Source organism: Variovorax sp. WS11 (assembly GCF_010499245.1).
In the GTDB taxonomy this organism is placed as follows: domain Bacteria; phylum Pseudomonadota; class Gammaproteobacteria; order Burkholderiales; family Burkholderiaceae_C; genus Variovorax.
Map to the genome: position 1 here is coordinate 801,205 of NZ_JAAGOW010000001.1, position 22,838 is coordinate 824,042.

28 protein-coding genes and 1 tRNA gene are annotated in these 22,838 nt (G+C 65.0%); 13 read left to right on the top strand and 16 right to left on the bottom strand.

What is annotated here, in order from left to right:
- Positions 1–5: 5 nt before the first annotated feature.
- The 3 genes from GXN78_RS04120 to GXN78_RS04130 all read right to left on the bottom strand — a co-directional run bounded on the left by GXN78_RS04120 (position 6) and on the right by GXN78_RS04130 (position 1,722).
- Positions 6–908: a hypothetical protein gene (locus tag GXN78_RS04120; RefSeq protein ID WP_106556811.1), complete on the bottom strand. Its 903-nt coding sequence runs from the start codon at positions 906–908 to the stop codon at positions 6–8.
- A 15-nt stretch (positions 909–923) separates the two neighbouring features.
- A complete protein-coding gene (locus tag GXN78_RS04125; protein ID WP_146163038.1) occupies positions 924–1,367 on the bottom strand; it encodes a hypothetical protein in 444 nt (147 codons plus the stop codon).
- A 121-nt stretch (positions 1,368–1,488) separates the two neighbouring features.
- On the bottom strand, positions 1,489–1,722 hold the full coding sequence (locus tag GXN78_RS04130) for a hypothetical protein (RefSeq protein ID WP_146163037.1): 234 nt from the start codon (positions 1,720–1,722) through the stop codon (positions 1,489–1,491).
- Positions 1,723–2,061: 339 nt separating this feature from the next.
- On the opposite strand from GXN78_RS04130, the gene GXN78_RS04135 reads away from it, so the two are divergent.
- The 10 genes from GXN78_RS04135 (at position 2,062) to GXN78_RS04185 (ending at position 7,644) form a co-directional block, all read left to right on the top strand.
- Positions 2,062–2,469 carry a hypothetical protein gene (locus GXN78_RS04135; RefSeq protein WP_106556808.1) on the top strand — a complete coding sequence of 136 codons (408 nt, stop codon included), beginning with the start codon at positions 2,062–2,064 and terminating at the stop codon, positions 2,467–2,469.
- Between the two features lie 345 nt (positions 2,470–2,814).
- On the top strand, positions 2,815–3,498 hold the full coding sequence (locus GXN78_RS04145; protein ID WP_106556806.1) for a helix-turn-helix domain-containing protein: 684 nt from the start codon (positions 2,815–2,817) through the stop codon (positions 3,496–3,498).
- Positions 3,499–3,578: 80 nt separating this feature from the next.
- Positions 3,579–3,788, top strand: a complete 210-nt coding sequence (locus GXN78_RS04150) for a hypothetical protein (protein WP_106556805.1) — start codon at positions 3,579–3,581, stop codon at positions 3,786–3,788.
- Positions 3,785–4,309 carry a hypothetical protein gene (locus tag GXN78_RS04155; protein ID WP_106556804.1) on the top strand — a complete coding sequence of 175 codons (525 nt, stop codon included), beginning with the start codon at positions 3,785–3,787 and terminating at the stop codon, positions 4,307–4,309. The genes GXN78_RS04150 and GXN78_RS04155 overlap by 4 nt, the downstream gene beginning before the upstream one ends.
- The gene (locus tag GXN78_RS04160; RefSeq protein ID WP_106556803.1) at positions 4,306–4,623 is read left to right on the top strand and encodes a hypothetical protein; all 318 of its coding nucleotides are present in this window, start codon (positions 4,306–4,308) and stop codon (positions 4,621–4,623) included. Before GXN78_RS04155 ends, GXN78_RS04160 begins: the two co-directional genes overlap by 4 nt.
- Positions 4,620–5,429, top strand: a complete 810-nt coding sequence (locus GXN78_RS04165) for a hypothetical protein (RefSeq protein ID WP_106556802.1) — start codon at positions 4,620–4,622, stop codon at positions 5,427–5,429. Before GXN78_RS04160 ends, GXN78_RS04165 begins: the two co-directional genes overlap by 4 nt.
- Complete coding sequence (locus GXN78_RS04170) at positions 5,426–6,106, top strand: hypothetical protein (protein ID WP_106556801.1); 681 nt, start codon at positions 5,426–5,428, stop codon at positions 6,104–6,106. Before GXN78_RS04165 ends, GXN78_RS04170 begins: the two co-directional genes overlap by 4 nt.
- Positions 6,103–6,309 (top strand): hypothetical protein, encoded by a 207-nt coding sequence (locus GXN78_RS04175; RefSeq protein WP_106556800.1) that lies wholly within the window; start codon positions 6,103–6,105, stop codon positions 6,307–6,309. Before GXN78_RS04170 ends, GXN78_RS04175 begins: the two co-directional genes overlap by 4 nt.
- A 32-nt stretch (positions 6,310–6,341) precedes the next feature.
- Entirely contained in the window at positions 6,342–6,530 is a 189-nt protein-coding gene (locus GXN78_RS04180; protein WP_164255367.1) for a hypothetical protein, read from the top strand.
- Positions 6,508–7,644, top strand: a complete 1,137-nt coding sequence (locus tag GXN78_RS04185; RefSeq protein WP_106556798.1) for a tyrosine-type recombinase/integrase — start codon at positions 6,508–6,510, stop codon at positions 7,642–7,644. The genes GXN78_RS04180 and GXN78_RS04185 overlap by 23 nt, the downstream gene beginning before the upstream one ends.
- A gap of 98 nt (positions 7,645–7,742) precedes the next feature.
- Here GXN78_RS04185 and GXN78_RS04190 read toward each other — a convergent pair.
- The 10 genes from GXN78_RS04190 to GXN78_RS04235 all read right to left on the bottom strand — a co-directional run bounded on the left by GXN78_RS04190 (position 7,743) and on the right by GXN78_RS04235 (position 16,316).
- Positions 7,743–7,819, bottom strand: a tRNA-Pro gene (locus tag GXN78_RS04190).
- A 26-nt stretch (positions 7,820–7,845) separates the two neighbouring features.
- On the bottom strand, positions 7,846–8,313 hold the full coding sequence (locus GXN78_RS04195; RefSeq protein ID WP_106556797.1) for a MerR family transcriptional regulator: 468 nt from the start codon (positions 8,311–8,313) through the stop codon (positions 7,846–7,848).
- Between the two features lie 64 nt (positions 8,314–8,377).
- Positions 8,378–8,749, bottom strand: coding sequence for an integration host factor subunit alpha (locus tag GXN78_RS04200; RefSeq protein ID WP_106556796.1), 372 nt, complete (start codon positions 8,747–8,749; stop codon positions 8,378–8,380).
- Positions 8,746–11,187, bottom strand: coding sequence for a phenylalanine--tRNA ligase subunit beta (gene pheT, locus GXN78_RS04205; RefSeq protein ID WP_106556795.1), 2,442 nt, complete (start codon positions 11,185–11,187; stop codon positions 8,746–8,748). The genes GXN78_RS04200 and pheT overlap by 4 nt, the downstream gene beginning before the upstream one ends.
- Before the next feature lie 25 nt (positions 11,188–11,212).
- Positions 11,213–12,289 (bottom strand): phenylalanine--tRNA ligase subunit alpha, encoded by a 1,077-nt coding sequence (pheS, locus tag GXN78_RS04210; RefSeq protein ID WP_106556794.1) that lies wholly within the window; start codon positions 12,287–12,289, stop codon positions 11,213–11,215.
- A gap of 130 nt (positions 12,290–12,419) precedes the next feature.
- The gene (rplT, locus tag GXN78_RS04215; protein WP_028253492.1) at positions 12,420–12,779 is read right to left on the bottom strand and encodes a 50S ribosomal protein L20; all 360 of its coding nucleotides are present in this window, start codon (positions 12,777–12,779) and stop codon (positions 12,420–12,422) included.
- A gap of 24 nt (positions 12,780–12,803) precedes the next feature.
- Entirely contained in the window at positions 12,804–13,007 is a 204-nt protein-coding gene (gene rpmI, locus GXN78_RS04220; protein WP_028253491.1) for a 50S ribosomal protein L35, read from the bottom strand.
- 152 nt (positions 13,008–13,159) lie between these two features.
- Positions 13,160–13,774, bottom strand: a complete 615-nt coding sequence (gene infC, locus GXN78_RS04225; protein ID WP_106556793.1) for a translation initiation factor IF-3 — start codon at positions 13,772–13,774, stop codon at positions 13,160–13,162.
- A 99-nt stretch (positions 13,775–13,873) separates the two neighbouring features.
- The gene (gene thrS / locus GXN78_RS04230; RefSeq protein WP_106556792.1) at positions 13,874–15,781 is read right to left on the bottom strand and encodes a threonine--tRNA ligase; all 1,908 of its coding nucleotides are present in this window, start codon (positions 15,779–15,781) and stop codon (positions 13,874–13,876) included.
- Positions 15,782–16,004: 223 nt separating this feature from the next.
- The gene (locus GXN78_RS04235; protein WP_106556791.1) at positions 16,005–16,316 is read right to left on the bottom strand and encodes an antibiotic biosynthesis monooxygenase; all 312 of its coding nucleotides are present in this window, start codon (positions 16,314–16,316) and stop codon (positions 16,005–16,007) included.
- Positions 16,317–16,430: 114 nt separating this feature from the next.
- On the opposite strand from GXN78_RS04235, the gene GXN78_RS04240 reads away from it, so the two are divergent.
- A complete protein-coding gene (locus tag GXN78_RS04240) occupies positions 16,431–17,393 on the top strand; it encodes a helix-turn-helix domain-containing protein (RefSeq protein WP_106556790.1) in 963 nt (320 codons plus the stop codon).
- Between the two features lie 59 nt (positions 17,394–17,452).
- Here the strand turns inward: GXN78_RS04240 and aceA are convergent, their stop codons facing one another.
- Positions 17,453–18,772 carry an isocitrate lyase gene (aceA, locus tag GXN78_RS04245; protein WP_106556789.1) on the bottom strand — a complete coding sequence of 440 codons (1,320 nt, stop codon included), beginning with the start codon at positions 18,770–18,772 and terminating at the stop codon, positions 17,453–17,455.
- Positions 18,773–18,994: 222 nt separating this feature from the next.
- Entirely contained in the window at positions 18,995–19,408 is a 414-nt protein-coding gene (locus tag GXN78_RS04250) for a gamma-glutamylcyclotransferase family protein (RefSeq protein ID WP_239142597.1), read from the bottom strand.
- 92 nt (positions 19,409–19,500) lie between these two features.
- Between GXN78_RS04250 and GXN78_RS04255 the strand changes: the two genes are divergently transcribed.
- Positions 19,501–20,367, top strand: a complete 867-nt coding sequence (locus GXN78_RS04255) for a DMT family transporter (RefSeq protein ID WP_164255368.1) — start codon at positions 19,501–19,503, stop codon at positions 20,365–20,367.
- Positions 20,368–20,561: 194 nt separating this feature from the next.
- Positions 20,562–20,987: an SWIB/MDM2 domain-containing protein gene (locus GXN78_RS04260; protein ID WP_106556787.1), complete on the top strand. Its 426-nt coding sequence runs from the start codon at positions 20,562–20,564 to the stop codon at positions 20,985–20,987.
- A gap of 72 nt (positions 20,988–21,059) precedes the next feature.
- Here GXN78_RS04260 and GXN78_RS04265 read toward each other — a convergent pair whose 3' ends face one another.
- The gene (locus GXN78_RS04265; RefSeq protein ID WP_106556786.1) at positions 21,060–22,784 is read right to left on the bottom strand and encodes a thiamine pyrophosphate-binding protein; all 1,725 of its coding nucleotides are present in this window, start codon (positions 22,782–22,784) and stop codon (positions 21,060–21,062) included.
- Positions 22,785–22,838: the final 54 nt, after the last annotated feature.

The window sequence follows — 22,838 nt, forward strand, 5'->3', positions numbered from 1 at the left end:
CGAGTTCATGCCGGCTGACCTGCCTTCCGCTCCCAGTGCTTGACCGAGCCCTTCAGCCTCGCGATCTCGGTCAGCATGCTGTCGATGCGGGATTGCAATCCGCGGTTCAAGTCGCGAACCTTCTTTGCTTCCGCCAAGGCAGCGGCGACCTGATCACTGGCGTCGAGAACCTTGACGGCCGCTTCGAGATCGTCGCGCGCCTCTGCAAGTTGCTCCCGCAGTGCCGAGAGCTCAGCCTCAAGCTCTTCGATCCTGGCCGTTGCTTCGCCGACCTCGCCCTTGGCGCGGGCCGCCTTGAGTTCGGCGCGCACGAGATCGGCCGCGGGCCCCTTTTTTGGCTTGCCCTTGAACTTCGCAGGCTTCGGCGGCGGCGGTGCGCTGATCGCGGCGGCCTGCTCTTCCTTCGGCAGCCTGGCGATCTCGGCGGCCGCCTTGACCGACACCACGCCGGTTTTCACCGCCTCCTTGACTTCGGGTGCTGCGTTTGCCTCGACGACCTTGGCGTGCTGAATGGTGCGTACGGTCACGCCAGCCTTCGCGGCCATCTCTTCGTTTGACCGCTGAAAGGGTGAACTGAGTTCACCCTTATCGGGCCGGTGTGATGGCTTCCAGGCGCTGAGCGAAACTTCAATCAACGCCCAGGCGCCGAGCGGGAGGTGCCGGCGATGCTTGTTCTGCGCCCGAACGAAGTCAACCGGATCGACGCCGACGGCAAGCGGTGTCTCAGGGCACGCGCACACCAGGTCGCATGAAGCTCGATAACGGTTCCACCCGTCGAGAACCTTGCCCTCGTAGAGCGTGATCGGGTTCTGCACCCCTATGTTGGTGATGCTGTCGACGAGCGCCGCATACTCTGCGTCGCTCATGGCCGGGAACGCGGCCGACAGGGGATGCTGTTCGTAGTGCATGCTTCCGACTGCCCCTTAGAACGGCACGTAGTCCGGCTCTGCCTGGACGGCCAGCCAGCGCACAGCAAAGCTACCGGTCGAGGCGGGGATCGCGCGTTCGATCCCGGCTGCCAGCGCAGATACCGATGCCGCGTCGAAGTCGACATCCACGTTCTTGTAGAGCGACGCGATGAGGAAGCCCTCCCCTGCGCGCGCAGCCTCCAGGAACGACGCCGCCGCATAGGTCGACCGTGGACCACCGCCATCTGGCGTGAGCGTGATGACGGGGTACGCGGTGGGCGGTGCCGGGACACGGACCCACTTGCCATCGACCAGCGATGAGCTCGAGCCACTGTGGTGAACCTGGCCGCCGTACTGGAGCAACACCAGGAACTCGCGGCCCGACTCGGCGCGCATGCGGCCCAGGTCGACGGAGATGCCGTCAACCATGGGGCCAGTGTCGAAGACGTTCATTTCCATGCTTTTCCTTCGTGAGCCATGCACCACCTGGCGCTCGACCAGGAGCGATGCACGCGCAGCCAATAGATGAAGTGGTAGACGTAGAGGACGCGGTTCATCCCGCGACCTGCCCGCGGCCTGGTCACTTCAGATCGCCCCAATCCGTCGCGGGCACTTCGGGCTCCGAGAGCAGCGGATTCCCTCGCGCCATGCTCTGCAATAACTTCGACCTGTGAGCTGTCTCCTGCACGAATTTGCTCAGCACCTTGATGTTCAAGGTGTTGCGGTCCATGCCCCAGGTGTGGGCGATGGCATCGAGTGCTTGAGCGAGCTCGGCCGGCGCGAGACCGCGCATTTCTACTTTGTCACTTGGCATGTTTGCCCTCCAACCATGAACACAGCACGCCCGGATCCAGACGTACCTCTACCCCACGCCGACGGCGTGGTCCTGCATAGCAGCGCGCGCACGCGCATGTCGACGAACTTGGATTCGCTACTCGGGGGGCGATCTCGGATCGCCATCGCGACCACCCGGCTTGAGATGCGCGTGGTGGACGGTGACCTCGTGATGCACTTCACCGCGCATCGGGCCGACGATCTGCCGGCACGACCGGCGGCAAACGGTCGCCAGTACCGCAGGCAAGCCCGATGAGGTGCCCGCCCTCTCCCAAAGCAGAATCCGGGTTCCTCAACACGCAAAACGGAAAGGGCGAGCATGGAAACCAACCCGGAAACGAGGCAACTCGTGACCTTCGAAGTTGTCGAAACGACAGACCCACTGGCGAAAGCGTTGGAGTTCGGCGACGAGAATGGAAAGAAGGAGGCCTTCATAGTTGGCCCCGAGGGTCTGTCAGAGTTGATTCAAGACCTTCATGGCCTGGTGAATCACTGGTCGGAGTTCCCTTCGGAGGTGGCTCGGTCGCTGGCGCCCCCAGAGAACTCTCTTGCCGCGAGCAATATTCAGTTTGGGATTGGCCGGGAGCCAACGGAAGCTTCAATGCTTGTGCACTCGGGGCCCGTGCAGATGACTTACCTGCTGCCGCTTTCGGTGTTGATTCAGGCAATCTCGTCGTTTGCGAAGAACGTAAGACTCGTGCAGCCACCAGGTTCACCGGTCCAGTGATGCGGCGCTTGCTTGGCGCGAAGTGGCGAAGGGCGTACATCTCAGGCCGCCTTGGCTTCGGCGAGTTCGGGCCAAATGACCGCCCAGTCCTCCGGCCGCAGATCGGCCCTCGTGACACGGGGCTTCAAGACCCGCTCAACTTCGGCGCACTTGGTCGGCGGAACTCCGCGGTCTACCCAGTTGCTCAGGCATTGCGGGGTGACCCCCAACCGGGCAGCAACCACTGACGTGCCGCCAGCGTCCTTGATCGCTTGTTTAAGTTGCATGCCGCATTACACATCACGTTTATTGTTTTGGTCAAGTCTGTGTAACCGCTTCATCAACCACCACGTTTAACCTCAGCACATGGAAGAAAGACCGATCGACCGCCTGCTGCACCAGGCTCGCACGCTGGGCATGAACCAGACGAAGCTCGCAGAGCGCTTGGGCGTCAGCCCTCAGGACATAACCAACTGGAAGAAGCGGGGTATGCCTGCCGAATGGCACGCCACAGCGGCGCAGGCGGTCCTAGAGTCCGTGGAATGGCTGCTTGGCCTCCAAGTTCGTCCAAGCATTCCGCAGATCGGCGCTCTGTCGCTCGGGTCGGAGGTGAAGACGCCGCGTCGGCATCGTTCCGTCCCTATCGTTTCCTGGATTCGGGCGGTTCTTTGGAATGAAGACCCGCCCACGAGAGAAGAGATTTTCAAATGGGTGAACGACTTTGTTGTGCCCAAGCAATCACTCCCTGGGGAGCGCGCGTTCGCACTCGTCATGGACCTCGAATACATGATCAACCCCATACCTGGGCAGCTTTCCCTCCCGCCCGGAACCATCATCGTCGTGGACCCCGACCACCCTTCTGATGCTGGCGACTACGTACTAGCTCGTGAACTCGAAACCCATTCGCCAATTGTTGGAAGACTTGTGCGCAAGGGCGCGGCTTTGGAGGTTCAGGTGGCTCGTCCAGACCTGCCAGCAGTCGAAATAAAGGACCCCACGCAACAGATCATCGGGCGTGTGCTCGAGTACCAGCTCAACCAACAGCTCTGAGAAATTTACACAAAACGTTGACCGTTGACTAAACATGCTGTTTAATAACTCCAACGCCCATCCCGGGCGATGGAGTGAAGATGGACAAGATCAACTGGCTGGGTGGCGCGAAAGCTGCCAACGACGCCCGCGACGAGCCAACTGGCATAGAGGGGATTGAAGTCACCGACGCCACGGCGGCCGACTGGGTCCGCGCGTCCGTTGGCCTGCACATGGGTGCCCCGCGCTTGCACCGCGAAAAAGTGGTTCCGCTCAAGGCAGCCCCACCGGAAAGCTGGAGGCTGCTGTGAGCGCCGCGTTCGACGTGGCGTACGACGCCTTCGCTCTCGACGATGAGATCGAGCACATCGACCGCGGCGGTGACGTTTCCGGATGGACTCGCTGCATCACGACGCTGACCGCCACTGACCAGCGCGAGCTCGATCGGCTTTGCAACGCGATCCGGCGCGACGACCAGGCATCTGCCAGCACGGCGCAGATCGCTCGCTACGAAGAGATCGTCGGGACGCTGAACATTGAGCCGGGCGCCACCGACTGGGCCAGCCTCCGCGCTCGCATGAATGCGATGGGCGGCAGCCTGAGCCGCACGCATCCCGACGACGGCCCGATCCGCTACGTGATCGAAGGCTGGGGTGGCTCAATTGTCTGGACCCAGGACACGCTCGATGAAGTGATCACCGAAGTGGCTGAAGACGAAGCCAAATTTGTCGAGACGCTCGACTACGCGAAGAAACAGGCGGCCTGGAAGAAAGGCGTCGCAGCCAGGAAGGCCCGCACGGCGGCCCGCGCTGCGGCGGAGGTGTTGGCATGAACCAGGTCACTGCCCTCCGGGATGCCGCGCGCACTGCCCTCCATGGCCTGCAATGGCGCCGCGCCGCCTTGCTCTTCACCGCAGCGGCTGACGCGATCCCCGCCGACCCGCACGGCAACGTCACGGCCGATGAGACCTCGCTGCGCCGCGATGCCTATCTGGCCCTGTGCCGCACCGTTGAATTTCAAGCCTACCGAGAGCGCGCCCGCAAACTCGGCATCAAGGATTTTCGCGACGAGTGGGAGTCGCCGTCAGGCCACATGGTTAGTCGGCTGCTCAGCGCCAGGCTGCGCAGCGAAGGAGCACTGCAATGAGCGCCGTCATCACCAAGCCCCGCGCCAAGAGCGCGAAAGCCGCCGAGGTGCAATTCCCCGCGCTCAAGACTGCCGAGGTCCGCCTGCGGGAGGTGCGCGAAGCGCTGAGGACCGCTGACGAAAAGCTCGAGATGGCCTATGCAGAAGCCACTCCGGGCGACGCGATCGAAACAGTGCTGGACCTGATCGCGCACAACCTCCTGCCCGAAGCGGTCCGGAACATCCACGCTCAGCACCCGACGCGTGCCGACGCCGAAACGGTCTACCTATCGTTGTTCACGCCACTAGCGACGCTCGAAGCCGCGTGCGCGCTCGCTGCAGGCTCCGAGCTCGCTCCCGCCCTGAAGGAAGCCTACGCGCTGCTGGACTGGGCTCAGACGGAGTGCGATTCACAAAACATCGGCATGCTCCTGCCAGAGCCGGTTGGCGAGGAACAGGGCGGCCTGGCAGTCGCTGAGAGCCACGGCGATCAGCTCTACGGGGCATTCGGGATACTCGAGTCAGCGCACGCGATCGTTAGCCGCTGCGCCGCTGACGCTGAAGATGAATTGGTATCCGGGGTGGATCTGCTTATGGATCACTGCCAGGCACAACTCGCAGCATTGACCGAAGACCATGCGCTGACAGAAGAGAAATGCAACCCGGTCAGCGCAGCAATGTCCGTCATTGACGGTGTTCTCAATGTTGCTTGCCAGCGCTCAGATGATCCAGCGCTCTGGGGCGCTCTGAACCTATTGAGCCAGTCGAAGACCATCGTCGACGCGGTGATCGGCTCATGTATGGCAAGCGAAAGGGGGCGGTCATGAAGGGCGCCCGTGCATTCCCCGGTGTCGAGTACGCCGCCGGCATCAGCGGCGACATCTACCTCGGCAAGCCTGAAGCCCTGATCGCGGCCGGGTTGCTGACGGCCGAGCACATCCCCGGTTGGCCCGGCATGCCTCCTACCTCCGCAACCTTCTTCGACGGTGCGCGTGTGGACCGGCGCCAGCGTGTGCCGCACGATGAGCGCTGGATGCACGCCCTTCGATACGGCAACAACATTCGGCTGACCAAGGGCATCAGCGCGGAAGAGAAACGCCGCCGCGAGGAGGCGCTCAGGGCCGAGATCGAGGAGGAAGATCGCAACCAGCCCAAGACGGACATCGGAATGGACGCGGCGCTCAAGGCCTTCAACGACGCCAGCACCCTGTTCAAGGTGGGCGACAAGGTCCGGGTCGGTGATAAGCCGGCAGTCGTGACGGGCGAGTACCAGCTTCGCCGGGTGCGCAGCTCCGACGGCGAGTTTTTCGATGCCGCAAAGGGCTATCGCGTCGACTACAGACCCGGCTACACGGTCCAGTACCGTAACGGTGAAGAATTCTTCTTCGCAGCAGGTTACTTAAGCGACGAGGACGACGCCCCGACGCACCTGCGCCTTGTCGCCGGCCGCTCTACCCAGGCCGCGCGCCCGATGATGGAATTCAGAGAACGGGAGCGGATGTGAACACCGTACCCGCTCGCAAGCGCGCGCTGCGCCTGGTCCCGGCGCCCGAGGGCACGATCGACGCCGACATGGTCGCCTTCACGATCATGGACTGGATCGACCGGGAGTACCCCACGTTTTGGGAGGCCCACCCGAAGATCGCCCGCGTCAGCGTCCGAAACACCATCGTGCGCGCCGTCATGGCCGAGGCAGGCAAGCGATGAAGTGCCCCGCCTGCACGAGCGACGAGCAGCGCGTGCTGACCACCCGCACCGAGGAGGCGAAGATCAAGCGCCTGCGCTGCTGCGGCGCCTGCGGGCATCGGTGGACCACCGTCGAGATCGACGCGCAGAATCTCTCCCGCATGGAATCCGCCGTCCAGGCGATCCGGTCCCTGGGCATCCTGTCAAAGGAGCTGGAAGATGCCGCGCCCGCGCACGGTTAACCGCAAGATCCCCGACCTGCCGCGCGGCATGCGGCAGGTCGACGGTCGCTGGCACTGGCGCGGCACGGACGCGGCGACAAAGGAAATCGAGCAGCGGCTGCGTGCAACTGGCATGTCGATGGGCGCCGGCAAGACGCCGAACGCGGCCCGGCTCTGGTGGGAGAAGCACATCTCACCGGCGCTGACCGCGATGCTGCCGAGCGACGAGGTCGAGGGCACGGTCGAGGAGATCATCCGTAAGTACGAGGCCGACGAGCTGCCGACCTTCAAGCGCGACGCGACGCGGAAGGAGTACGAGGGGCGGATCCGGCGTCTGCGACCCGCGTTCGGGAAAAAGCGCTACCCGAAGACCGAGGCCCAGGCGTTGCACCCCGGCTACCTGCGGGACGTGAACATCACCCAGCACCTGCACGACAACAAGGCCCGGGCGCCCTCGGCAAACAAGGACATCCAGCTGCTGTCGCGCATGTTCCGCCTGGCGCGCGTCCGTTGGGGCCTGAGCACCTACAACCCCTGTGAACTGGTCGAGTACCTGCCCGAGAGCCCCCGCGACGAGTACGTGAGCGACACGCGGTACGGCGAGATCTACGCGGCCGCCAATCCGATCCTCCAGTGCATGCTGGAGATCTCGACCCAGACGGGCGCGCGCGAGGGGATGATTTTCGACATCCGGCTGCGCGATTTCGACGAGAAGCAGATCGAGCTCCGGGTCACCAAGAAGCCCAACGACAAGGGCTACCAGCCCAAGGCCTACGAGATGACGCCGGACCTGTGGAGGGCCCTGACCAGGGCGAAGGAACTGCGCAAGAAGAACCGCGGCGGCGCCGCCAGCCTCCCGAGCGACTATCTCTTCATCACCAAGCACGGGAAGCCCTACAGCAAGGAATCGTTCAAGACCCTCTGGCGGGCGGTGCGCGAGAAGCTGGGGCTCAAGCCCCGGGAGATCACCTTCCACGACATGCGCGCAAAGGCCGCGTCGGACGCATCCTCTGACGTTGCTGCGCAGGAGCTCCTGCACCATGAGGACGTGAAGGTGACGAAGCGCGTCTACCGCCGCAAGGTCCCGTCTTCGAAGCCGCTGCCATCGGCGATCGGAGGGCGCGACGCGGCCTGAAAAAGCCTGGGTTTGTCAGACGACCCGAGAATTTGTCAGTCGCAACGAAAAACGGGTCAGAGCTTTTGGCCCTAACCCGTTGATCTACTTAGCGTTTTTGGTCGGTGTGAAAGGATTCGAACCTTCGACCCCTTGCACCCCATGCAAGTGCGCTACCAGGCTGCGCCACACACCGAAGCTCGCGATTATAGCCTGCGGTTTTCAGTGGCCCGGGCTGAGCAACTCGCGAATTTCATACAGCTCGCGCCTCAGGCGCAGCAGTTGCGACAGGTCGAGGCTCGGACCCGCGGCGCTGCCGGGCGCATCGAAGTCTTCCTGGAGCGCGGCGTCGAACTCCTCCTGGTCGATCTCCACCGCTTCCATGCCTTCGAGCGGCACCTCGCCGGCCTTGCGGCGGTCGCGCTCGGACTGCACCATCTCCTGCAGCTTGTTGCGTGCGCCGCTGATGGTGAAGCCCTGGTCGTAGAGCAGGTCGCGGATGCGGCGGATCATCAGCACCTCGTGGTGCTGGTAGTAGCGGCGGTTGCCGCGCCGCTTCATCGGCCGCAGCTGGGTGAACTCCTGCTCCCAATAGCGCAGCACATGGGGCTTCACGCCGCACAGCTCGCCCACTTCACCAATCGTGAAGTAGCGTTTGACGGGGATGGGCGGCAGGAGAGTTTTCTCCATTGAAATCAAGGTGGTGCGAGAGGAACCTTAGAGATTACTCCACGCTGGGCACAAGGGCCAAGCACTATTCGGTACCAAGGCTCCACTCGACATCCTGCGGGCCTACGTCGCCTGCGCTGCCCTGGATCTGCTCCTTCAACTTGGCACTCGCGTGAAAGGTCGCGACGCGCCGCTCGCCGATGGGAATGGCCTCGCCGGTGCGCGGATTGCGGCCCGGACGCGGCGCCTTCACGCGAATCTGGAAGTTGCCGAAGCCCGAGATCTTCACGTCCGTGCCCTCGATCAGGCTGCGGGCGATCAGGTCGAAGAAGGCCTCGACCATGTCCTTGGACTCGCGCTTGTTGAGGCCGATCTGCTCGAACAGAAGATCGGCCAGGTGCGCCTTGGTCAGTGCCGGCGTTTCCAGGGCTTCGAGCGTGAAATCCATAAGCTTCATACCCGCAGGTGCGCGCCGAGCCGCGCGCTCAGTTGTTCGAGGATGGCAGCCACTGCGGCTTCGACCTGCTCGTCGGTCAGGGTGGCGCCGTCGCTGTTGAAGCGCAGGCGCACCGCCATGCTCTTCTCGCCGCGCGCCAGGCCACCGGGGCCCACGGGCGCGTCGCGGTCCACCGGCGGGCGGTAGATGTCGAACAGCACGGCGTCGCGCAGGAGGGCCGGTTCGGCGGCTGCGCGGATGGTCCGCATGAGCGCGTCGTGCGTGACGGCTTCGGCCACCACCACGGCGATGTCGCGCTCCACCGCCTGGTGCTTGGGCACCGGCCGGGCCACGGGCACCGGCTGCGCGCTGACGGCATCGAGCTCGAGTTCGAACAGCACGGGGGCCTGCGCGAACTCCCATTGCTGGCGCCAGCGCGGATGGAGTTCGCCGATCACGCCTATCGGCCGGCCGTCGAGCAGCACGCGCGCGGCACGGCCCGGGTGCAATGCCGGATGCTCGGTGGCTTCGAAGCTCGCGACGCGGGGGGCCAGCAGGGCCTCGACGTCGCCCTTGAGGTCGTAGAAGTCGGTGCGCTGCGGCTTGCCGTCCCAGCGCTCGGCCTCGGCATCGCCCCAGGCCAGGCCCGCGACGCGCATGGGCTGGTGTACGCCCTTGACGGTGCTGTCGGTGGTGGCGACCGTGTCGTCGCGCAGGAACACGCGACCCAGCTCGAACACGCGCACGCGCGGCGCGCGGCGGTCGAGGTTGAACTTCAGCACCTGCAGCAGCGAGCCGATCAGCGACGAGCGCATCACGCTCATCTGGCTGGCGATCGGATTCAGCAGCTTGATCGGGTCGGCGTTGCCCGCGAGCTCATGCTCCCAGTGCGCCTCGACGAAGCTGAAGTTGATGGTTTCCTGGTAGCCCAGCGCGGCGAGCCGGTGGCGCAGGGCGAAGTTGCTGCGCTGCGCCTCGGGCGGCACGCGGGCGGTGATCGGTGCCAGCGGGGCCACGGTGGGCAGGTTGTTGTAGCCGACGAGGCGCGCGACCTCCTCGATCAGGTCTTCCTCGATCAACAGGTCGAAGCGGTGCGGCGGGGGCGTGACCACCAGCACGCCGTCGCCCTCCTCGATGGGAAAGCCGAGCCGGCGCAGAGCGTCGCGGCACTGGGCCTGGGTCAGCGGCATGCCGATCACACGCGCGGCACGCGCGACGCGCAGCGTGACGGACTTGGCTTCGGCCTGGCGCAGGGTCTGGTCGTCGATCGGGCCGGCCTGGCCGCCGCAGATCTCGATGATCAGCTGCGTGATGCGATCGATGATCTGCACCGTGCGGCTCGGATCGACGCCGCGCTCGAAACGGTGGCCCGCGTCGGTCGAGAAGTTGAAGCGGCGCGCGCGGCCCTGGATGGACTCGGGCCACCAGAACGCGGCCTCGACGTAGATGTTGCGGGTGTCGTCGGACACGGCGGTCGCATCGCCGCCCATGATGCCGGCCAGCGACTCGACCTGGTTGCGCTCGTCGGCGATCACGCCGACCTTCTCGTCCAGCGTCACGGTGTTGCCGTTGAGCAGCTTGAGCTGCTCGCCTGCCCTGCCCCAGCGCACGACCAAGGCGCCGCCGTGGATCTTGTCGAGGTCGAAGATGTGGCTGGGCTGCCCGTACTCGAACATCACGTAGTTCGAGATGTCGACCAGCGGCGTCACGCTGCGCTGGCCGCAGCGCGCCAGGCGCTCGACCATCCAGGCGGGCGTGGCCGCCTTGGTGTCGACGCCGCGGACGATGCGGCCCGAGAAGCGGCCGCACAGGTCCGGGGCCTCGACCTTGACCGGCAGCCTGTCCGTGACGGCCGCTGCCACCGGCGGGATCGGCGGCGTCTTGAGCGGCGTGCCGGTCAACGCCGCCAGCTCGCGCGCGATGCCGTAGACGGAAAGGCCGTGCGCGAGGTTCGGCGTGAGTTTGAGGGTGAGGAGGGTGTCGTCGAGCTTGAGCAGCTCGCGCACGTCGGCGCCGACCGGCGCATCGACCGGCAGCTCGAACAGGCCGCCGTGGTCCTCGCTGAGCTTGAGCTCGCGCGCCGAGCACAGCATGCCCTGGCTCTCGACGCCACGCAGCTTGCCGAGCTTGATCTGGAAGGGCTGGCCGTCCTCGCCCGGCGGGAGCTCGGCACCGACCAGCGCCAATGGGACCTTGATGCCGGCGCGCGCGTTGGGCGCGCCGCACACGACGTTCAGCAGGGTGCCCTGGCCCGCGTCCACCTGGCATACGCGCAGACGGTCGGCATTGGGATGCGGCGCGGCTTCCTTGATCTCGCCCACCACCACTTTGCTGAAGGGCGGAGCGGCAGGCCGGCGCTCCTCGACCTCGAGGCCGCCCATGGTGAGCGTCTCGGCCAGCGCTTCGCTGTCGATGGGCGGGTTGCAGAACTCGCGCAACCAGGACTCGGGGAATTGCATCTCGCGTTCTCGTTCTGTCTGTCTGTTACTGGAATTGGCTCAGGAAGCGCAGGTCGCCGTCGAAGAACAGCCGCAGGTCGTTCACGCCATAGCGCAGCATGGTGAGCCGATCCGGGCCCATGCCGAAGGCGAAGCCGATGTAGCGCTCGGGGTCCAGGCCCATGTTGCGCACAACCTGCGGATGCACCTGGCCCGAACCTGAGACCTCGAGCCAGCGGCCGGCCAGCGGGCCCGTCTGGAACTGGATGTCGATCTCGGCGCTCGGCTCGGTGAAGGGGAAGAAGCTGGGGCGGAAGCGCAGCACCAGGTCGTCGGTCTCGAAGAAGGTGCGGCAGAAGTCGGTGAAGATGACCTTCAGGTCCTTGAAGCTCACGTTCTCACCCAGCCACAGGCCTTCGCACTGGTGGAACATCGGCGAGTGCGTGGCGTCGCTGTCGACGCGGTAGGTACGGCCCGGCGCGATCACGCGGATCTCGGGCGCCTTGACGGTGCCGGTGGTGTCGGCCGCCGCGGCCGCGAACTCGGCCGCGTATTTCGTGATGTGCTGCTGTGCGTAGCGCACCTGCATCGGGCTGGTGTGCGGACGCAGGTTGTAGGGGATGCCGTCCTCGCCGTTGATATCGACGTAGAAGGTGTCCTGCATCGAGCGCGCAGGATGATTCGGCGGGTTGTTGAGCGAGGTGAAGCTGTGCCAGTCGCTCTCGACCTCGGGGCCGTCGGCGACGTCGAAACCCATGCTCGAGAAGATGGCCTCGATGCGCTCCATCGTGCGGCTCACGGGGTGCAGGCCGCCGCCCGTGCGCCGGCGGCCGGGGAGCGTTACATCGAGTGCCTCGGCGCGCAGCTGGACGGCGAGCTCCTCGTCGGCGAGCTGATGGCGCCGCTCGTTCAGCGCCGCCTCGATGGCCTGCTTGGCCACGTTGATCGCCGCGCCGCGCGACTTCTTCTCGTCGACGGACAGCGCGGCCATGCCCTTCATCAGCTCGGTGATGCGGCCGGCCTTGCCGAGAAACTGCGCCTTGGCGTTTTCGAGCTCGGCCGGTGCCTTGGCTTCGGCGAAGGCGGCGCGTGCGGTGGCGACCAGGGAGTCCAACTCGTTCATGGAAATTCTTGAGCGTGAGAGAGAAAGTGGCCGGAGGTGCGAATAAAAAAGGGCTGGAGCCCTTTCAAGCGCCAGCCCTTGTGCCGTGGGCGCAGGCCGCCGTCCGAGGAGCGGCAACCTGCTTGCGGGATCAAGCAGCCAGCTTGGCCTTGACCTGCTCCACGATGCCGGCAAAAGCGGCCTTGTCGTGCACGGCGATATCGGCCAGGACCTTGCGGTCGATCTCGATACCGGCCTTGCGGATGCCGTTGGCGAACTGGCTGTAGGTCAGGCCCAGTTCACGCGAAGCGGCATTGATACGGGCGATCCACAGTTGGCGGAACACGCGCTTCTTGGTACGGCGGTCACGGTAGGCGTATTGGCCCGCCTTCATCACCGCCTGCTTGGCGATGCGGAAGACGTTGCCGCGGCGACCGCGGAAACCCTTGGCGAGTGCGAGAACCTTCTTGTGGCGGGCGCGGGCCGTTACACCACGTTTGACGCGAGGCATGTGTGTACTCCTTGTTCGTCGTGATTAGATGCCGCTGCCGGGCAACATGGCGGCCATCGAGACCATGTTGGTCTCATGCACTGCCGTTGCACCACGCAGGTGACGCTTGTTCTTGGTGGTCTTCTTCGTCAGGATGTGACGCTTGAAGGCTTGACCGCGCTTGACGGTGCCACCGGGACGAACGCGGAAACGCTTTTTCGCGCTGCTCTTGGTCTTCATTTTGGGCATGTGAATGCTCCTTTCGTTTGTGCTCGTGAGGCGCCGGGGAGATTCCCACGGACTTGTCGGCCCCGAGACACTTCTTCATCCCACCGCTGCCTGCGCCCGAAGGCGCAGGCATCGGCGAAATCTCTTCAAACCCCTGCTACTGCCGCTGCGGCTCAGGCCGCTGCAGGCGCCGTCGTCGGCTCGGTGGCCGGCTTGGCTGTACCCCCGCCGCCCTTCTTGCGGCCCGGCGCGATCATCATGATCATCTGCCGGCCCTCGAGCTTCGGGAACTGCTCGACCACGATGGTGTCGCCGAGGTCGTCGCGGATGCGCTGCAACAGCGCCAGCCCGAGTTCCTGGTGCGTGATTTCGCGGCCGCGGAAGCGCAGCGTGATCTTGCACTTGTCGCCTTCATCAAGAAAGCGCCGGATGTTGCGCATCTTGATGTTGTAGTCGCCTTCGTCGGTCCCGGGCCGGAACTTGATTTCCTTGACCTCGATGACCTTCTGCTTCGACTTCGCCTCGGCGGCCTTCTTCTGCTCGTGGTACTTGAACTTGCCGTACTCGATCAGGCGACAGACCGGCGGATTGGCCGCCGCGACCACTTCCACCAGATCCACGTCTTGCTCACCGGCCAGCCGCAAGGCCTCGGCAAGACTCACAACACCCAATGGCTCGTTCTCGGGCCCGATCAGGCGGACTTCCGGGGCCATGATTTCCCGGTTCAGGCGGTGTTGGCGTTCCTCGCGGTGGCGGCGGTCGCGAAATGCAGTAGCGATGGTCAGGATCCTTCAATCAATTTGCTACAAAAACTGTAGCGAACACCTTCGAGTCCACGCCCACAAGCGGCCTGATCGGTCGAAATCAGCCTTTGAATCGGTTCGAATTCAAAGCTTGTGTTGGATGTCGTCGGCGATCCTTTTCGAGAACGCCTCCACCGACATGGCACCGAGGTCAAGATTGCCCCGGGCGCGCACTGCGACGGCACCGGCTTCCTTTTCCTTGTCGCCCACGACGAGGATGTAGGGAAGCTTTTGCAACGAATGCTTCCGTATTTTATACGTAATCTTCTCGTTGTGCAGGTCGAGCAAAACTCTAAGCCCTTGATTTTGCAGCGATTTCGCAACCTGAGATGCGTAATCGGCCTGCCCTTCGCTGATATTGAGCACCGCGACCTGCACTGGCGCCAGCCAGGCAGGCAGAGCGCCCGCGTGGTGTTCGATCAGCATGCCGATGAAGCGCTCCAGGCTGCCCACGATCGCCCGGTGCAGCATGACGGGATGCGCCCGACCGCTCGATTCCGTCACGTACTCGGCGCCGAGGCGCTCGGCCATGTTGAAGTCCACCTGCATCGTGCCGCACTGCCAGTGGCGGCCGATGGCGTCGCGCAGCGTGTACTCGATCTTGGGGCCGTAGAAGGCGCCTTCGCCCGGCGAGATGACGAACTCCACGCCCGAGCGGCGCAGCGCCTCCATCAGGGCGCTCTCGGCCTTGTCCCAGAGTTCGTCGGAGCCGATGCGGTTGTCGGGCCGCGTCGCGACCTTGTAGAGGATGTCTTTGAAGCCGAAATCGGCATACACCTTGAGCAACTGACCCGTGTAGGCCACGCACTCCTCGAGGATGTGGTCTTCGGTGCAGAAGATGTGCCCATCATCCTGCGTGAAGCCGCGCACCCGCATGATGCCGTGCAGGCCACCCGAGGGCTCGTTGCGGTGGCACTGGCCGAACTCGCCATAGCGAATCGGCAGGTCGCGATAGCTGCGCAGATCGCTCTTGAAGATCAGCACATGGCCCGGGCAGTTCATCGGCTTGAGCGCGTAGTCGCGCTTCTCCGACTCCGTCGTGAACATGTTCTCGCGGTAGTTCTGCCAGTGGCCCGTCTTCTCCCACAGGCTCTTGTCGAGGATCTGCGGTCCCTTGACCTCCTGGTAGTCCGTGTCGCGGTACACCTTTCGCATGTACTGCTCGACCTGCTGCCAGATTGCCCAGCCCTTGGGATGCCAGAACACCACGCCCGGCGCCACCTCGTCGATGTGGAACAGGTCCAGCTCCTTGCCGAGCCGGCGGTGGTCGCGCTTCTCGGCCTCCTCGATGCGGCGGATGTAGTCGTCGAGCTGCTTCTTGTCGGCCCAGGCCGTGCCGTAGATGCGCTGCAGCTGTTCGTTGCGGGCGTCGCCGCGCCAGTAGGCGCCGGCCAGCTTCGTGAGCTTGAAGACCTTGAGGAAACGCGTGTTCGGCACATGCGGACCGCGGCACATGTCGACGTACTCCTGGTGGTAGTACAGGCCCATGGCCTTCTCGTCGGGCATGTCCTCCACCAGCCGCAGCTTGTAGTCCTCGCCGCGGGACTTGAAGACCTCGACCACCTCGTCGCGCGGCGTCATCTTCTTGACCACATCGTAGTCCTGGGCGATCAGCTCACGCATGCGAGCCTCGATCGCCTCCATATCCTCGGGCGTGAAGGGCCGCTCGTAGGAGATGTCGTAATAGAAGCCCTCCTCGATCACGGGCCCGATCACCATCTTGGCCGTCGGATAGAGCTGCTTGACCGCGTGGCCGACCAGGTGGGCCGTCGAGTGGCGAATGATCTCCAGGCCTTCATCGTCCTTGGGCGTGATGATCTGCAAGCGGGCGTCCTGCTCGATCAGGTCGCTCGCATCGACGAGCCGGCCGTCGATCTTGCCGGCCACCGTCATCTTCGCCAGGCCGGGGCCGATGGACTTGGCAACGTCGGCCACCGAAACCGGGCCGGGGAACTCGCGGCGCGAGTTGTCGGGAAGCGTAATCTGGATCATGAAAAACCTCGGCGAGAAAACAAAAAAGCGCGGTCATCGGACCGCGCTTGGGCTTGAGTGAGGGCGCTGGAAACTTCCAGCATGCGCGGCCTACCGGCCTTCTCCTTCGAGGAAAAGGCCGCTCGTTCCCTGCGAGGTAGTTCGCGGTGTCATAACCAGGATGCCTTTCTCGCCCTTGTTGCGTTGCTGCTCTGACGGAAGCTTGCGATTCTAGCCGCTGAGTTCAGGACGCGGGCGCGGCATTCTTGAGGCCCAGCACCTCGATGGGCTCGATGGCCGGCGGCTTGGCAAACAGCTCGGGCGCCTTGGCCATGAGGGCCTGGGCGATCGGGCCGTTCAGATGCGCATGGCGGCCGGCCTCGTCCTCGAAGGCATCGAAGATGCCGAAGGTGGTCGGCGAGAGGCGCAGGGCGAACCAGATCGGCGTCGTCTTTTCGTCGCGCGCCATCGCCAGGCCCGCTTCCAGGAACTGCTGCACCTCGGCTTCCTTGCCCGGCTTGGCTTCGAGGCGGGCGAACAGTGCGTACTTGATCATGAGAGTCTCCAGTGAACCAGGCCGCGCGGGATTGCGCGTCCATGGCGGTGACTCTAGGCATCCTCCGGGAATCGACCTATTGGCATTCTTGACATCTTTGCTATCGTTGTTGCCATGAAGGTCAACCTGCTCGCGCTCGACGGCGTGTTCGATACAGGCCTGGCCACGGTGCAGGACGTCTTCAGTACGGCCAACGAGCTCGCGGGCATGCTGGGCGTCGACATCCCGCCCTTCGAGCTCCGGGTCACGGGGATGCGAAAAAGGGTCCACACCTCCCAGCGCCTGAGCGTGCCGGTGGTCTCGGCGCCCGACGCCGGCCGCCCCGACTGGATCGTCGTGCCGGCCCTCGGCGAGAAGATGCCCGACGGACTTCAGGTCGCGCTGCAGCGGCGCGACGTCGCCGAGGCCGCAGCCGCCCTGCGTTCCCAGGCCAGCCGGGGCGTGCGCATCGCGGCTGCCTGTGTCGGCACCTTTGTGCTCGCCGAATCGGGCCTGCTCGACCAGCGCCAGGCCACGACCACCTGGTGGCTGGCCTCGCTGTTCCGCCAGCGCTACCCGGCCGTGAAGCTGGACGAGTCGCGCATGCTGGTGAGCTCGGGCCCCTTCGTCACCGCAGGTGCGGCGCTGAGCCACATCGACATGGCGCTGCTGCTGGTGCGCCAGGCCAGTCCGGAACTCGCGGCCACTGTCGCCAAATACCTGATCGTCGACTCGCGACCCTCGCAGTCTGCCTATGTGATCACCGACCACCTCACCCACTCCGACCCCACTGTCCAACGCTTCGAACGCTGGGCGCGCGGCCGGCTGGCCGACGGTTTTTCGCTCGACGAAGCCGCCGTGGCGGCCGGCACCAGCAAGCGCACCCTCGCGCGCCGCATGCAGCAAGTGCTCGGCAAGACGCCGCTGTCTTACTTCCAGGATCTGCGCGTGGAGCGCGCCGTGCACCTGCTGAAGACCAGCGACAAGAGCCTGGAGCAGATTGCCGGGCTGGTCGGCTATGCCGAGGGCGTGACGCTGCGCGCCCTGCTCCGACAGCGGCTGGGCCGCGGGGTGCGCGAGCTTCGCATGGTCGACTGAGGCGAAAAAAATCCCCGCGGATTGCTCGCGCGGGGACCAAACTCAGTGACAGCGGGATATCAGTGGAATTGCTCTTCCTCGGTGGAGCCGGTCAGTGCCGTGACGCTCGACTTGCCGCCCTGGATGACGGTGGTCACGTCGTCGAAGTAGCCGGTGCCGACCTCCTGCTGGTGCGACACGAAGGTATAGCCGCGATCGCGCGCCGCGAACTCGGGCTCCTGCACCTTCTCGACATAGGCCGACATGCCGCGCTGCACGTAGTCCTGCGCCAGGTCGAACATGTTGAACCACATCGAGTGGATGCCGGCCAGCGTGATGAACTGGTACTTGTAGCCCATGGCGCCCAGTTCCCTCTGGAACTTGGCGATCGTGGCGTCGTCGAGGTTCTTCTTCCAGTTGAAGGAAGGCGAGCAGTTGTAGGCCAGCATCTTGCCCGGATGCACCTTGTGCACGGCCTCGGCGAACTTGCGCGCGAACTCTAGGTCGGGCGTGCCGGTTTCGCACCACACCAGGTCGGCGTAGTGGGCGTAGGCGATGGCGCGCGAGATGGCTTGGTCAATGCCCTTCTTCGTCTTGTAGAAGCCCTCGGCGGTGCGCTCGCCGGTGAGGAAAGGCTTGTCGTTCTCGTCGTAGTCGCTGGTCAGCAAGTCGGCCGCTTCGGCGTCGGTGCGCGCGATCACCAGCGTCGGGGTGCCGCAGACGTCGGCCGCCATGCGCGCGGCGATCAGCTTCTGCACTGCTTCGGTGGTCGGCACCAGCACCTTGCCGCCCATGTGGCCGCACTTCTTGACCGAGGCGAGTTGGTCCTCGAAGTGCACGCCGCCGGCGCCGGCCTTGATCATGGCCTTCATCAGCTCGAAGCCGTTGAGCACGCCGCCGAAGCCCGCTTCGGCATCGGCCACGATGGGCGCGAAGTAGTCGACGTAGCCCTTGTCGCCGGGGTTGGTGCCCTTGGACCACTGGATCTCGTCGGCACGGCGGAAGGTGTTGTTGATGCGCTCGACCACCGTCGGCACCGAATCCACCGGATAGAGCGACTGGTCGGGGTACATGGCGGCGTAGCTGTTGTTGTCCGCGGCAACCTGCCAGCCGGACAGGTAGATCGCCTTGACGCCGGCCTTGACCTGTTGCATGGCCTGGCCGCCGGTGAGCGCGCCGAGGCAGTTGACGTAGGGCTCGTTGTTCACCAAGTCCCAGAGCTTCTCGGCGCCGCGGCGTGCGATCGTGTGCTCGATCGGGAAGGAGCCGCGCAGGCGCACCACGTCGGCGGCGCTGTAGCCGCGCTTGATGCCCTTCCAGCGCGGGTTGGTCGCCCATTCTTTTTCGAGGGCGGCGATCTGCTGTTCGCGGCTCAGTTGTTCTGTGATGGTTTGAGGCATGGTGTCACTCCAAGGGTTGATTGAGGGGTGGGCGCTGCGGCCTTGGGAGCAACTGTACGCCAAGCCTTTCTGTCTTATGTCTTATAGAAGACATATTTTTTGCCTCATGAAATCAACAACTTAGAGGCCAATTTCTCAATGCGGAATAAACTTTCTCATATCGAGAAAAAATATTGCGACGCAACATACGTTGATTTCATGATGCGCAACGCGCCCACTCACTCATGAAAAAGGCGGCACGCGTTCGAACCAGTTGCCCGATGCGATCACGGTCCGGCCTGCGACGCGGTCCGGGTGGATCTCGTAGATCAGGCATGCGATTTCCTTTTCGCCGACCCTGACCCGCACCTGGCGCTTGATGTACTCGCCGCTGTCGTCAGGCCGCACTTCCTCGAGCTCGTCGAGCTGCGTCTCGAGCGCCGGCGTGATGGCGTAGATCTCGCCGACCAGCAGGCCGCTGCCGCCGAGCACCGCGCCCGGATAGCTGCCCAGGTCGTAGAGCGTGCCGTGGATGCGCGCATCGGCCACGAATCGCGGCGCCGGCGCGAAGCGCGCGATGTCGTTGCGCCCGCCACGACGCAGCGTGCCGTAGACGAACACATGGCGGGCCTCGGAGGGGGAATGGGGCATCATCATCGGCTCGATCCTCGCAACGCGCCCAGTCTATTGAACCCCGCCCTCCCCGCACCCGGCCGTCTCGTCGCCTACGGTTTGCCTGGCCCCTCAGCATGTCGCTGGTCGGCAGCTACGTCGCGCTCTCCAAGCCCCTGGTGCTTGCCTTCCCCGTGTTCCTGCTCGCGTGGCTGCGCTTCGGCATCGCCGCGCTGGCGATGCCGCACTGGCTGCGCCGCCCGCACGACGAGCCGGCGATGACGGCGCGCACGCGCGGCTTGGTCTTTCTCGAGTCCTTTCTCGGCAACTTCCTGTTCTCGATCTGCATGCTCTTCGGCGTGAGCATGACCAGCGCCGTGTCGGCGGGCGTCATCATGGCCTCCATCCCCGCCGTGGTCGCGATCGGCAGCCGGGTCTTCCTGCGCGAAAGCATCGCGCTGCGAACAGCGCTCGCCATCGCCTGCGCGGCCGGCGGCATCGGCCTGCTCGCGCTCGCGCCAGCGCATCCCTCCGCACACACGGGCGACGGCACCAGCGCCTCCATGCCCTTGCTCGGCAACCTGCTGGTGTTCTGCGCCGTGCTCTGCGAGGCGGCCTACGCGGTGATCGGCAAGTCGCTCACCGGCAAGCTCGGGCCCAAGCGCATCTCCTCGCTGATCAACCTCTGGGGCTTCGTGCTCTCGACGCCGCTGGGCCTGTGGTTCGCGCTGCGCTTCGACTTCGGTGCCGTTCCGCTGGGCCTGTGGGCGCTGCTGGTGGTCTATGCGCTGGCCGCGAGCATCTGGACGGTGTGGCTCTGGATGACGGGCCTGAAGGGCGTGCCGGCCTCGCAGGCGGGCGTGTTCACGGTGATGCTGCCGGTGAGCGCGGCCATGGTCGGCGTGCTGGTGCTGGGCGAGAGCCTGGCGCCGCTGCAGGTCTGCGCGTTCGCGCTCGCGCTGCTCGGCGTGATGCTCGCGACCTGGCCTTCGCGCCGCGCCTGAAGCATCGCAGCGCGCTTCGAGGGCACTCCAGAGTGCGAAGGACCCCCTTCTCTCCTCTGAAAAAACAACAGCTCCCAATGAAAAAGTCCCTTTTTCCCTTGGAAACGAGTTTTTTCTCCTTTAGCATCCGCAATGCCAGTGGAGACAGCGTTTTCATTGGTGACGAGTGACCAATCCAAAAAAGGAAATCAACCATGGCAACTGCAAAGAAGGCTCCGGCCAAGAAAGCGCCTGCAAAGAAGGCTGCTCCTGCGAAGAAGGCCGCCGCACCGGCGAAGAAGGCTGCTCCGGCGAAGAAGGCGGCTGCACCCGCCAAGAAGGCTGCTCCCGCGAAGAAGGCTCCTGCGAAGAAGGCGGCACCCGCCAAGAAGCGCACGCCCAATGCCGCGTTCATGAAGGCCCTGACCCCCAGCCCGGCGCTCGCCGCCGTCGTGGGTTCGACGCCTCTGCCGCGCACCGCCGTCGTGAGCAAGCTGTGGGACTACATCAAGAAGAACAACCTGCAGGACAAGGCCAACAAGCGCAACATCAACGCCGACGCCAAGCTGAAGGAAATCTTCGGCAAGCCGCAAGTGTCGATGTTCGAACTGGCCTCGCTGATCGGCAAGCACGTCAAGTGAGCGCGGAGCGCCTCAGGCGCTTCATTGAAAAAGCCGGCGCAAGCCGGCTTTTTTCTTGGGCCCAACAGGGGCTCAATGGGCGCCGCGTGCCTGCGCCGCCTTCGTGATCGTCGACAGCGTGCCACGTGTGGTGATCACCTCGGGGTCGAGCGGAATCTCGATCAGCGTGCCCGTATCGGCCACCAGCGCGCGCAGCAGCGCAGCCTCGAACTGCGCGGTCTCGGTCACGCGCTCGGCCGCGTAACCGTAGGCGCGGGCCAGCGCGCAGAAGTCCGGATTGGCCAGCGCCGTGCCGCTCACCTTGGCCGGGTACTCGCGCTCCTGGTGCATGCGGATGGTGCCGAACATCCCGTTGTTGAGCAGCACGATGATGCTCTTGCCGCCGTGTTGCGAAGCCGTGGCGAGCTCCTGCCCGTTCATCAGGAAGTCGCCGTCGCCCGCGATGGTGAAGGCGATGCGGCCGGTTGCGATATTCGCCGCGATGCCGGCCGGCACGCCGTAGCCCATGGCGCCGCTGGTCGGCGCAAGCTGCGTCTTGTGCCCCTTGGCCAGACCGTGATAGCGGAAGTAGCGATGCACCCAGCTCGCGAAGTTGCCCGCGCCGTTGGTGATGGCCGCGTCCGCCGGCAGATGCTGCTGCAGCACGCGAACCACCGCCGCCATGTCGACCGCGCCACGCGGCGATGCAGCCGGCAGCCCGGCGAGTGCCTGCGGCTCCAGGTTGGCGAGGTAATCGGCATGCAGTTGCGCGGTCCACGATTCCCAGGGCACTTCGGCCGGCGGGCTCAGCACCTCGAGGCTGCGCGCAGCGGCGCTCATGCCGGCGTTGATGGCCAGATCGGCCTGGTAGACACGGTTGAGCTCCTCCGCGCTCGCGTGGATGTGGACCAGCGTCTGCGCGGATCGGGGCGCCTCGAGCAGCGTGTAGCCACCGGTGGTCATCTCGCCCAGCCGAGGCCCGATGGCCAGCACCAGGTCGCTGTGCTTCACATGCTCGGCCAGCTTCGGATTGAGCGCGATGCCCACGTCGCCGGCGTAGAGCGGGTGGTGGTTGTCGAAGGTGTCCTGGAAGCGGAAGGCGTTCGCGACCGGCAGCTTCCAGTTCTCGGCGAAGCGCTGCAGCGCCTGCGCCGCCTGCACGGTCCAGCCGCCGCCGCCCGCAATCACCAGCGGGCGCTGCGCCTTCATCAGCAGCTCGCGAAGTGTGCGCAGCGCGCCCGGATCGCTCCAGGGTTGCACCGCCTCCACACGCGCCAGCGGCCGGGCCGCCGTCACGCTGCGCAGCATGTCTTCCGGCAGCACGAGCACCACGGGCCCGGGGCGGCCGTTCATCGCGGTCGCGAAAGCACGCGCGATGTACTCCGGAATGCGATCCGCATCGTCGATGCGCTCCACGCGCTTGGCAAAGCCCTTGGTGCTGGGCCCGAAGAAGCTGCCGTAGTCGACCTCCTGGAAGGCCTCGCGGTCGCGGAAGTCGCTCCCGACGTCGCCGACGAAGAGCACCATCGGCGTCGAGTCCTGGAAGGCGTTGTGCACGCCGATCGAGGCGTTGGTCGCCCCGGGCCCGCGCGTCACGAAGCAGATGCCGGGCCGGCCCGTCAGCTTGCCGTGCGCCTCGGCCATGAAGGCGGCCCCGCCCTCCTGCCGATTGACGATGAAGCGGATGCGCTCCGAGTAGGCATGAAAGCCGTCGAGCACCGCCAGGAAGCTTTCGCCCGGCACGCCGAAGGCCAGCTCCACGCCCTGCTCGATGAGGCACTCGACGATCAGGTGGCCTGCGGTTTGCGACGAACTCATGGGTGGGTGCCTCTGCTGCAATATCGAAGAAGCGGCGATTATCCGCACTCCCCG

Bases quoted from the DNA above. Each gene is read 5' to 3' on its own strand.
- GXN78_RS04255 (WP_164255368.1), top strand. From the start codon at position 19,501: ATGTCGCTGGTCGGCAGCTACGTCGCGCTCTCCAAGCCCCTGGTGCTT.
- aceA (WP_106556789.1), bottom strand. From the start codon at position 18,772: ATGCCTCAAACCATCACAGAACAACTGAGCCGCGAACAGCAGATCGCC.
- GXN78_RS04170 (WP_106556801.1), top strand. From the start codon at position 5,426: ATGAAGGGCGCCCGTGCATTCCCCGGTGTCGAGTACGCCGCCGGCATC.
- GXN78_RS04235 (WP_106556791.1), bottom strand. From the start codon at position 16,316: ATGATCAAGTACGCACTGTTCGCCCGCCTCGAAGCCAAGCCGGGCAAG.
- GXN78_RS04120 (WP_106556811.1), bottom strand. From the start codon at position 908: ATGCACTACGAACAGCATCCCCTGTCGGCCGCGTTCCCGGCCATGAGC.
- GXN78_RS04160 (WP_106556803.1), top strand. From the start codon at position 4,306: ATGAACCAGGTCACTGCCCTCCGGGATGCCGCGCGCACTGCCCTCCAT.
- GXN78_RS04260 (WP_106556787.1), top strand. From the start codon at position 20,562: ATGGCAACTGCAAAGAAGGCTCCGGCCAAGAAAGCGCCTGCAAAGAAG.
- rplT (WP_028253492.1), bottom strand. From the start codon at position 12,779: ATGCCTCGCGTCAAACGTGGTGTAACGGCCCGCGCCCGCCACAAGAAG.
- GXN78_RS04265 (WP_106556786.1), bottom strand. From the start codon at position 22,784: ATGAGTTCGTCGCAAACCGCAGGCCACCTGATCGTCGAGTGCCTCATC.
- thrS (WP_106556792.1), bottom strand. From the start codon at position 15,781: ATGATCCAGATTACGCTTCCCGACAACTCGCGCCGCGAGTTCCCCGGC.
- pheS (WP_106556794.1), bottom strand. From the start codon at position 12,289: ATGAACGAGTTGGACTCCCTGGTCGCCACCGCACGCGCCGCCTTCGCC.
- GXN78_RS04150 (WP_106556805.1), top strand. From the start codon at position 3,579: ATGGACAAGATCAACTGGCTGGGTGGCGCGAAAGCTGCCAACGACGCC.
- GXN78_RS04250 (WP_239142597.1), bottom strand. From the start codon at position 19,408: ATGATGATGCCCCATTCCCCCTCCGAGGCCCGCCATGTGTTCGTCTAC.
- GXN78_RS04145 (WP_106556806.1), top strand. From the start codon at position 2,815: ATGGAAGAAAGACCGATCGACCGCCTGCTGCACCAGGCTCGCACGCTG.
- pheT (WP_106556795.1), bottom strand. From the start codon at position 11,187: ATGCAATTCCCCGAGTCCTGGTTGCGCGAGTTCTGCAACCCGCCCATC.
- GXN78_RS04195 (WP_106556797.1), bottom strand. From the start codon at position 8,313: ATGGAGAAAACTCTCCTGCCGCCCATCCCCGTCAAACGCTACTTCACG.
- GXN78_RS04130 (WP_146163037.1), bottom strand. From the start codon at position 1,722: ATGCCAAGTGACAAAGTAGAAATGCGCGGTCTCGCGCCGGCCGAGCTC.
- rpmI (WP_028253491.1), bottom strand. From the start codon at position 13,007: ATGCCCAAAATGAAGACCAAGAGCAGCGCGAAAAAGCGTTTCCGCGTT.
- GXN78_RS04200 (WP_106556796.1), bottom strand. From the start codon at position 8,749: ATGAAGCTTATGGATTTCACGCTCGAAGCCCTGGAAACGCCGGCACTG.
- GXN78_RS04185 (WP_106556798.1), top strand. From the start codon at position 6,508: ATGCCGCGCCCGCGCACGGTTAACCGCAAGATCCCCGACCTGCCGCGC.
- GXN78_RS04135 (WP_106556808.1), top strand. From the start codon at position 2,062: ATGGAAACCAACCCGGAAACGAGGCAACTCGTGACCTTCGAAGTTGTC.
- GXN78_RS04240 (WP_106556790.1), top strand. From the start codon at position 16,431: ATGAAGGTCAACCTGCTCGCGCTCGACGGCGTGTTCGATACAGGCCTG.
- GXN78_RS04125 (WP_146163038.1), bottom strand. From the start codon at position 1,367: ATGGAAATGAACGTCTTCGACACTGGCCCCATGGTTGACGGCATCTCC.
- GXN78_RS04165 (WP_106556802.1), top strand. From the start codon at position 4,620: ATGAGCGCCGTCATCACCAAGCCCCGCGCCAAGAGCGCGAAAGCCGCC.